We start from the raw sequence: 9,070 nt of genomic DNA, 5'->3' as shown, positions 1-9,070 counted from the left end.
TCATTACAGCACTTATGACAACGGCAATGTTTTCCATACCTTGGTCCATATTCTTTTCATTCAAGGGGTGGCGCGCTTGCTATTTAACCAAGCTGCCATCAAGAGCAACTCGATCCTGACTAGTTGGGGCACACATGTCTTGTTCGACCTGTTTGCTATTTTAGTGGCTTATCTGACTGCTTGAGAAAAACGAAAAAGACTGATTCAATTGAAATCAGTCTTTTTTGATATAACAACTAGTTACCTGAGTATCCCTCCCTGAAAGGAAGCATTGATCGCTTTTGTGCCTTTCACGAGGTTGGGTGTTTGTTCTATTCGCTGTGTTTCATAAGAAAATGTCCTTACTTTTTAAAGGGATCCTCTTTTACTTTCTCACAAATTTCTGCTTCACTGTACACCTTCATCAGCCGCTTGACTTCGCCTTCGATATTAAAACGCAGGGCTTCTGTCGCTTTCAGGTTTTTCAATGCTTGTTCAAGATAACAAAGAAAAGTTGTTTCCTTCATTTTAACTCAGCCTCCTTGTCAATCGTTGGTTTTACAGGTCACTTTAACAACGTCGCTCAACTCCTGATCAATCCCTCTAGAAAGCAAAAGGATTGTGCAGACGTTTGCTTCTTATTGGTTACACCAGACCGTGCTTTTGGAGCGCTTGCGCAATCCCGCCGTCTTCTGGTCGAGCCGTCACCTCGTCAGCTACTGCCAATAGCTGTTCACAGGCATTGCCCATCGCAATTCCTGTCGCAACGGCTTCAAACATTTCGACATCATTATGGCCGTCACCAAACGCCAAGGCATCTTTGTTATCGATCCCTAGATGGTTCAAGAGAAAATCGATGGCTGTTTTCTTGTGGATATTCTTGATGCCGATCTCGCCACTGTCTTTGCCAAAAACCGGAACTGTACTGCGAATCATTTGGAATTGTTCGTGGTATTGGTCATGAACCTGTTCATAAGGAATGGAATGATTGATGAAGGAAACTTTGTTCACGTCATCGTAATCGATTTTCGCTTCGTCCTCGATCAATAAATCAAGGAACCACTGAATAGTTTGAACACGTTGTTTTCCTGCTTCACTTTCAACAGGCTCACCTGCTAAGACGATCTCAATCAACCGATTTCGTAAATTGGTACTTGCAAATAATCCTTGATTCGATTCCAAGTAATACTCGATTTGGTTTGCTTTTAAGAAATCGATCAGTCTTAATAAGGCTTCCTTTTCAAAAACTTTGTGCAAAATCACCTCATCGTGCACCTCGCAATAACCGCCGCCGGCACCAATCATTCCACTTAAAGGCAGTGCCAGTACATCTTCTGTGATTTCGGCTTTTGAACGACCCGTACACAAGAAAAATTCATGCCCCTTCTTATGTGCCGCTGTGATCGCTTGGCGAGCACTTTCAGGTACGTTTCCCGCATCATCGCACAATGTTCCATCTACATCTAAAAAGACAATTTTCTTCGTCATTTCATTCCCTCTTTCCTAACCCAATCAATAAAGCGCTCACATGAACATATTTGCTGAATCCAAGATGTCACCGTCAGCCGCTTGCTATTAGTATAACAAATCACAAGATAACCTCGCTAGACTATTTTACTGACTCATACATAAACACGATCTCGTTTTTTCTCGATGCCCTTTATCTTTGATGATCGTCAAATGGCTTTCATTTGATCACTTTTAAGGTGACTTATCCTTTGCGTAGCTTACTCTTCACTTAAATAAATCAACCCCCATTTAGGTAGTTGGTTAGTTGCATGACCCGTAAGCTCGCGATAATAGTACCGTTTGTCATGCTTGATCATACTGATAATTTCCTCTTCCTTCATCCCCAGCTCTTGACATAGGTCAGTTTTGGTATTGGTCACAAGTTCCAGTAGAATTTGGATCTGTGCGTCCACAGCCAGAAGCGCTCGAAAGGTATCAAATAAGTTCTTTGTTCGATCATAGTAAATGTCTTCGAAGTCAACACAAAGTTCCTGATAATAAGTAAAAAGTTTCGGATAGGCTGTCAGTACCCCAGCGCTTAACAATACTTCCTTTGAATAAGACAGATAATCCTTCGGGTCATTTATTTTTTCTGATAACACAGAATCACTCCTTTCCATCCATGGCTTTTCTTCAATGATAGCATTGATCCCTCATTTGATCGTAATGATTTCCATCCTCGTTAGTTGCCCTTACATCCCTTCACATAAAACAAAGGCTTTATCTTCTAATATTTCAAATCACATGAAATCCTTGGGTGGCATCCCTTTCTGCGCTCACCTCCAATGCATGATCTAAGGAAATCAGTTACTCTCATTATAGTTTTTTCTTGCCCAAGCTTATAATTCCTTTTTGCTCTAGCAGAGGAATAAGAGAGAAAAATCCAGCGTACCCGCATTGCTTTATCTAAGAAGAAAGATCAAAAGGAATTTATTTGCAGTGATTTTCCGATGATTACACGATCAAACAAAAGAACGAATGGAAATGAATGCTTTTAACCAATGCTGTGGCGCCTTCATTCTCACGACAACACAAAAAACCAATGATCGCTGGTTTCGATCATTGGTCAAAGTTCTCAATTTACATTTTGTAAAAGGACAATCTGTCCTTTCTTTTTCGATCATGCCAAGATATAAGCGAGGCTAAAACGTCCTCTTACACTGTGAGCACAAAAAAAGATCATGCATATAGAAAATCTAAAATCTCACGTGGCGCGTCTACCAAAGCATCTGGGTTTTCTTCAGAAAGCTTTTTCGGATCGTGGCTGCCCCACGTAACGGCGATCGTTTTGACACCCGCGGCTTTTCCCATTTGGATATCAAAAATAGCATCTCCTACCATGATCGTCTTTGTCGGGTCAAATTGATAGTGTGCCACGACTTTATTGATTCCTTCGGGATGAGGTTTGTAGTGGGTCACCGCATCAGAGCCGATGATTTCTTCAAAGAACACCACAAGGTCCTGAGCAGCTAGGTTTCGTTTGACAACCGCTGTCTTCTTACTTGAAACGACGAAACAAGGTACCTTTCGTTTGTTTAAGATTTCTAAGACATGGGGAATTTCTGGAAATACTTTCAAGGTACTTTCTTCATAGGTTTGGTAATAGGCTCGGAAAATCCGAATCAATTCCGTTGCGGTTTCTTGATCTAATGGCTGTTCAGACATTTTAAAAAATGATTCTTCGATCGGTATCCCCATATAATGTTCAATGACTACTTCACTGGGTACTTTGAGTCCCATCTCTTTAAAAGCTGCTTTTGTCGCCTTCACACTACATTCTTTTGAATCCAATAAAGTTCCATCTAAATCAAATAGCACACATTCAACCTGCTTCACGATATTTCCTCCTCCAAAAGGTATTCCATCAATTTTCTACAAATGCTTTTTTCATTTACGCAATATTTCTTTCCATTACTGATTATCTCTATTTTATCACTAAAAAAAAGCATTATCATATTTTTCCATAACCTTCTTCATTTATTGCTAATATACTTATATAAAAAACGACTCGCTTTGAAAACAGAGTCGTTTCTACAAGATAGGCAAATTTACCTGAAGACCTATTTGTCAGACATAAAAAGTTAAACCCATTTTTAGCTTTTTTATTGCAAGATATATCCTTTGCCCCAAGCTGTACGGACGCGTTTTTCAGTATAGTCGTATTCATCTAATTTCTCATTGATTCGTTTCGCCAAAATCGATAGCTGCGATTTTCGGGAATTCGTGCCGCCGTTGCCCCAAATTTTCCAGCAAAGGTCCTCTCGGTTGATAAATTGCTCTTCTGCTAGATTATTGAAAAAGATCTGTTCTTGCAGACTAAGAAATTTAGGGAACGATTCCTTCGTTACTGATGCCTTTTCTAACTTGCGAGTATTTGGTGGCAAAGCCGCCAAAAATTCTCTCAACTCGACAAATGACCGATTAAGATAGGTCGCATTTTCCGCTTTTTCCAGTATCATTTCTTGTTCGTCATTCCCTGGCAAGATTCGAACGATCCGCTGTTGATAATAAGGAGCCAATGTCTGATTGAGCAATAAAAATTCTGGATCAGCAATTGTTTCACTGACAAATAAACAGTCAAATAACTTGGCACTTTCTATCAACCATTCCTCCTCTTCGGTACTTCTGCCCACGAACACTTCATGGCTCAAAATCTGCAGCTCCCGCTGCAAATCAATCTCATATGATATATTTTTCGTCAATATGATAATTCTCATGATAAACCCTACTTTCCTTTCTTATTTATTCAGAAATGAGTTGGAAATGATTTCTGAATACTTTATGTTGACATTATTACTTATTTTTATCAGCTTGAGGTGTCATTTTTTGTTCATAAATGGTGATCTGGTGTCATGTTAAAAAAAATAGATTAACTTTCATTTCATGGTTCATACTCTTCGATAGCTAATAAAAAAGCAACCTGTTAGCCAGATTGCCTTCTTTTTCATTTTATATTTTCATCACTGCTCCCACTTCAAATCCAACAGCTCCAGCATTTCATGGTAGGCGGTTTCGATCCGCTGGCGTTTTTCTTCAGGGACATTTTTGGCATATTGCCCATCTGGCAGATAATCTTCGGCAAGGTAGACTTGAAAATCAAAGGCCTGCAAGACGCCGTATTCTGGATCATAATAGGTACGTTCAGGGATCGGTTCTTTGGAGACCCAAGTCGGATGCAAGACAATCTTGCTTAAATAGGTCCGTTGCCCTTCTTTGGAGATTTCAACTTCTGGGATGACGCCTCGTTCGGTCCAATAGTTGTTATTGACGGTTTCATAACGTTGATTCGACAGTAAGTTCCCCATTGAATAAATGATAAATTTCTTTTCACCGTCCTTTTCGATGATTTCGGTTGGTTCTGCTACATGCGGATGGCCGCCGAAGATAATATCAGCACCAAAATCGATCATCTTCCGATAAACAGTTTGTTGTTCTTCCGTTGGTTCTAAAGAATACTCGACACCAGACTGAGGCATCACGATGGTGATATCCGCCAAGCTTTCCGCTTCTTTGATCTCTGCTTCCACTTTATCTAACGACAAGTCTTTCAAATAGGTGTCATACTCTGCTTGAGTTAAGCTTTCTTCAAGGCCATTGAAGCCATAGGCATAGGCCAAGAGAGCAACTTTAATCCCGTTGACTTCTTTGACCAGGATTCCGCTATTGTCGACCGTGACACCAATCGTTGCCAAGCCTTGGTCGTGAAAAGCAGCCGCCGTTGTTTTGATTCCTTCGATCCCTGTATCTAAAATATGGTTATGGGCAAGATCAATCACATCAAAGCCCGCGTCTTTGATACTGGCAACAGCATCGATAGGGGCGTTGAATAAGGGAAAACCGCCAAGCGGTTTATTAGGATTGATGGTTCCTTCAAAATCACCTAAAGCAAGGTCCGCCGATGCAATCAGCGGTTTGACTTGCTCAAAATCATTGTCAAAATCATAACGCTTCCCATCGTAAGCGCTTAAATAAACAGGTGTATGATAAAGCATATCGCCACTAGCTGTCACTGTGATGGTTTTTACTGCTGGCTTTGTTTCGGTAGAACTACTCGTTTCTTGTATTGACTTTGTTGCCTTTGTCGTTTCTGCTGTATGACGCTGTTCGGGGATGCTTGTCACTTGAATCACTAGATAAATCACTCCAAGTATGATTGCCAGCAACGCTGTACTTAACCCCACAATGATCCGCTGGTGTTTCTGACGCTCCCGTCTTCGTTGTTGTCTCATGCCCTCACCCTTTCACTCTGCTTTATCAAAAACCTATCTTCGTTTACGTTCTAACGAGATTCCCTGCTCCCTTTCCTGCGAAACCCACTAAATAATATCTTTTCATTAAATAATTATACTATATTTGAGATTCCTTTAATAGGTCGTTTTGTAAAGAATAAAAAAACAGCCCGATCGTGATCGAACTGTTTTATTCGCTTCTGAGTTGTTTTATTCGTTTCTTTTATTCTTTTCTATAGTAGCTCTGATCTCAGAAATTTTGCCATCCTGAAGCTATTTTCTACTTTGCTTCCTCATGCTTCACAGGACAACTGCTATGACAATCAGAACAATGATCCTTTTTCACCATGCGGTACACCACACGGGTGCCATAGCCAAAAATCAGGCCGCTTAGAATTATTGTAGCAATCATTTTCCGCCTCCTACGACTTGGATCAAGGGTGCACTCCCTCGGAATGGTTTCTTCAACAGAGCAAATACCAATAGCCCAGCAATGAGGATTGCCGCGAAAACACCCAGCGTGAGGTGTCCGCCTTCAAAGATGACGTGCCCGAATTGGTAGACCAACAAACTGGCGCAGTACGCCAAGCCACATTGATAGCCGATGGCTAACCATGTCCACTTGCTGTCCCCCATTTCACGGTGGATCGCACCGATAGCTGCAAAACAAGGGGCACATAGTAAATTAAAGACGAGAAAAGAGTATGCGGCCACAGCAGTGTAATCGCCGCGCAACACTTGCCAAATCTCCGTCCCGCTTTCTGACAACTCCCCGGTTTGTCCGTAGAGGATCCCAAAGGTACCGATCACATTTTCTTTGGCTACCAAGCCAGTGATCGTCGCCACGGCGCCTCGCCAGGTTCCCCAGCCTAGGGGAGCGAAAAGCGGCGCCAAAAATCGTCCGAAAAAGGCCAAAATGCTTTGGTCTTCTGTGACCCGCTGCAAGGCAAAGCTGTAGCTGGAGGTAAACCAGACAAAGATACAAGCCACAAAAATTATCGTACCGGCTTTTTTCACAAAAGCAATGGCTCGATCACAGGCACTTTTCAAAATCGTTGTGAGCTGCGGCAAATGATACGCTGGCAGTTCCATAATAAATGGTGCCAGATCACCTGCAAATAAAGGCGTTTTTTTCAAGACGATCCCTGAAAAAATCACAGCACCCATGCCGACAAAATAGGCCGATGGTGCGACCCAACTATACTGAGGGAAAAAGGCTCCTGAAATCAATGCGATGATCGGCAATTTAGCAGAACAAGGCATGAAGGTCGTGACCATCACCGTCAACCGACGATCCTTTTCATTTTCAATCGTTCGGCTTGCCATCACCCCCGGCACCCCGCAACCGGTAGCGATCAACATGGGGATAAACGACTTGCCAGATAGACCAAACTTGCGAAACAGGCGGTCCATGACAAATGCCACCCGTGCCATGTATCCGCAGTCCTCCAAGATAGCCAAACAAAAAAACAGCACGAAGATCTGTGGCAAAAAGCCTAAGACCGCACCGACACCTGCCACGATGCCGTCTAAAATCAGTTCTTGCAGCCACTGGGCGACTTGCAGCTGTTCTAGCCAGTGCACTGCTGTTTCGGGAATCCAGCTGCCAAATAATACATCATTGACCCAATCAGTACCAATCGTACCAATCGTCTGAATCGATAAATAGTAGATTCCCCACATAATGAAGGAAAAAATCGGTAGTGCCAATACGCGATGGGTTAACACGCGATCGATTTTGTCGCTGAAGGCTAAGTGCTGATCTGTTTCCTTGATGACTGCCAGGGCCAACAATTCTTCAATGAAGCCATAGCGCTCATTGACGAGAATGGCGTCACTGCTGTCTTTAAAGATCAGCTCTAAAATCGAAATCGTCTCCTGAAGGACTGCCTGCTGGGAATCAGTCAGTTTACACATCGTCTGAATCGCTTCATCTTTTTCGAAGAGTTTTATGGCAAACCAGCGTTTTTGCTGCTGAGGGATCGTCTCTGGCAAAATCGCCATGATCTCGGTCAAGCCAGCTTCTAGACGAGCATCGTAGCGGGGAGGAAACGGTTGTGTATTGGCTACATGCTTCGCTGCCTCGATCATTTTGGTTAAGCCGCGTTGCTTCAAAGCACTGATCCCTACTACGGGAATCCCTAGACCGTAAGCTAGCTTTTCGAAATTGATCTGCAAGCCTTTTTTCTTTAATAAGTCGATCATGTTGATGGCTGCCACAGTCGGGACATTCATTTCTAATAATTGCAATGTTAGATACAGGTTGCGCTCCAGGTTGGTTCCATCGATAATATTGATCACCGCGTCCAATGATGCTTCCATCAAATAATTGCGAGAAATCAGTTCTTCTGGTGTGTACGGCGACAAGGAATAGATCCCTGGTAGATCTTGGATCAAGACTTGTCGGTCTTTTCGCAGTCGTCCCGCTTTTCGTTCCACGGTAACGCCTGGCCAATTCCCCACTGTTTGTTTGGCACCGGTCAATTGATTGAAGGTACTCGTTTTCCCGCTATTGGGATTTCCTGCTAATGCAAAGTGATAGGTCATTACGCTTCGACTCCTTTTTCGACAAAAACCAACGCTGCTTCTTGCTTTCTCAAAGACAATTCATAGCCGCGGAGCCGAATCTCCATCGGATCACCCAAAGGAGCCAGCTTCACCACTTCCAAATGGACGTTTTTCGTAAGCCCCATATCCATCAATCGACGGCGCACCGCACCTTTGGCGGCGATCTGATTGACCTTCCCGCTTTCACCGACTTGCAGCTGATCCAAAGAGGTAATGATGGTTTGCTGCTGGGTTTCTGTGACATCGATTTGTTCCATGACCCGTTCATCTAAAGCGATCCGCGTCCCTTGGTGTAAAATGATGCCGCCTTTGCGATCTTTTTGTACCACAACGATTTCAACGCCCGTGCGAATACCAAGATCATTTAAATGAGCCGTGATTTCTTTGGTGGTTGCCAACGAGTCGATTTTGTATGTTCCAGAAGCCCGAGTTTGCGCCATTTTCATTGCTTCTTACTCCTTTTGTGAAGTGTTGTTATAATTAACCCACTTTAATTGAGAATGATTATCATTATAATAGAGCCATTTCCATAAGAAGTCAATCTGTTTTGGGTCTCACTTTGAATCTTCCTTCACAATACGGATTTTTTTTACTCATTTTGATTGCATATCCCCTGTATTAATTACACAAAAACCTTGTAATTCTAAGTATTTTCCGCTTTTTCCCTTGCATAAAAAACACAGAAACACTATAAATTGTGTATGCCGAATTCACAAGCACAAGATATAGTGTTTTTTCGTTGACTTTCTCCGAGACTTATTTATACTAGGTTTATAACTATTACA

9 protein-coding genes and 1 pseudogene are annotated in these 9,070 nt (G+C 42.4%); 1 reads left to right on the top strand and 9 read right to left on the bottom strand.

From position 1 onward, the window contains the following. A pseudogene (locus IGI96_RS11110) lies at positions 1 to 184 on the top strand (CPBP family intramembrane glutamate endopeptidase); the annotation flags it as partial. 157 nt (positions 185 to 341) lie between these two features. Here IGI96_RS11110 and IGI96_RS11105 read toward each other — a convergent pair. The 9 genes from IGI96_RS11105 to IGI96_RS11065 all read right to left on the bottom strand — a co-directional run bounded on the left by IGI96_RS11105 (position 342) and on the right by IGI96_RS11065 (position 8,731). Next, on the bottom strand, positions 342 to 506 hold the full coding sequence (locus tag IGI96_RS11105) for a hypothetical protein (RefSeq protein WP_016610470.1): 165 nt from the start codon (positions 504 to 506) through the stop codon (positions 342 to 344). Between the two features lie 118 nt (positions 507 to 624). Beyond that, positions 625 to 1,467: a Cof-type HAD-IIB family hydrolase gene (locus tag IGI96_RS11100; protein WP_086339195.1), complete on the bottom strand. Its 843-nt coding sequence runs from the start codon at positions 1,465 to 1,467 to the stop codon at positions 625 to 627. Between the two features lie 239 nt (positions 1,468 to 1,706). Beyond that, complete coding sequence (locus tag IGI96_RS11095) at positions 1,707 to 2,090, bottom strand: DUF7006 family protein (RefSeq protein WP_010747547.1); 384 nt, start codon at positions 2,088 to 2,090, stop codon at positions 1,707 to 1,709. A 577-nt stretch (positions 2,091 to 2,667) separates the two neighbouring features. Next, on the bottom strand, positions 2,668 to 3,324 hold the full coding sequence (locus tag IGI96_RS11090; protein ID WP_086339194.1) for an HAD family hydrolase: 657 nt from the start codon (positions 3,322 to 3,324) through the stop codon (positions 2,668 to 2,670). 266 nt (positions 3,325 to 3,590) lie between these two features. Then, the gene (locus IGI96_RS11085; RefSeq protein ID WP_005225192.1) at positions 3,591 to 4,205 is read right to left on the bottom strand and encodes a hypothetical protein; all 615 of its coding nucleotides are present in this window, start codon (positions 4,203 to 4,205) and stop codon (positions 3,591 to 3,593) included. A 243-nt stretch (positions 4,206 to 4,448) separates the two neighbouring features. Next, positions 4,449 to 5,717: a CapA family protein gene (locus IGI96_RS11080; RefSeq protein ID WP_086339193.1), complete on the bottom strand. Its 1,269-nt coding sequence runs from the start codon at positions 5,715 to 5,717 to the stop codon at positions 4,449 to 4,451. Positions 5,718 to 5,997: 280 nt separating this feature from the next. Continuing rightward, positions 5,998 to 6,129, bottom strand: coding sequence for a hypothetical protein (locus tag IGI96_RS11075; RefSeq protein ID WP_010747544.1), 132 nt, complete (start codon positions 6,127 to 6,129; stop codon positions 5,998 to 6,000). Beyond that, positions 6,126 to 8,264, bottom strand: a complete 2,139-nt coding sequence (feoB, locus tag IGI96_RS11070; RefSeq protein ID WP_086339192.1) for a ferrous iron transport protein B — start codon at positions 8,262 to 8,264, stop codon at positions 6,126 to 6,128. The genes IGI96_RS11075 and feoB overlap by 4 nt, the downstream gene beginning before the upstream one ends. After that, complete coding sequence (locus IGI96_RS11065; RefSeq protein WP_060793026.1) at positions 8,264 to 8,731, bottom strand: FeoA family protein; 468 nt, start codon at positions 8,729 to 8,731, stop codon at positions 8,264 to 8,266. Before IGI96_RS11065 ends, feoB begins: the two co-directional genes overlap by 1 nt. Positions 8,732 to 9,070 lie beyond the last annotated feature (339 nt).

Source organism: Enterococcus sp. DIV0421 (assembly GCF_051713745.1).
GTDB classification, from domain to species: Bacteria; Bacillota; Bacilli; order Lactobacillales; family Enterococcaceae; genus Enterococcus_D; species Enterococcus_D casseliflavus.
The sequence above is the reverse complement of the archived record's forward strand: the minus strand, read 5'-3'. Positions and strand labels throughout refer to the sequence as shown.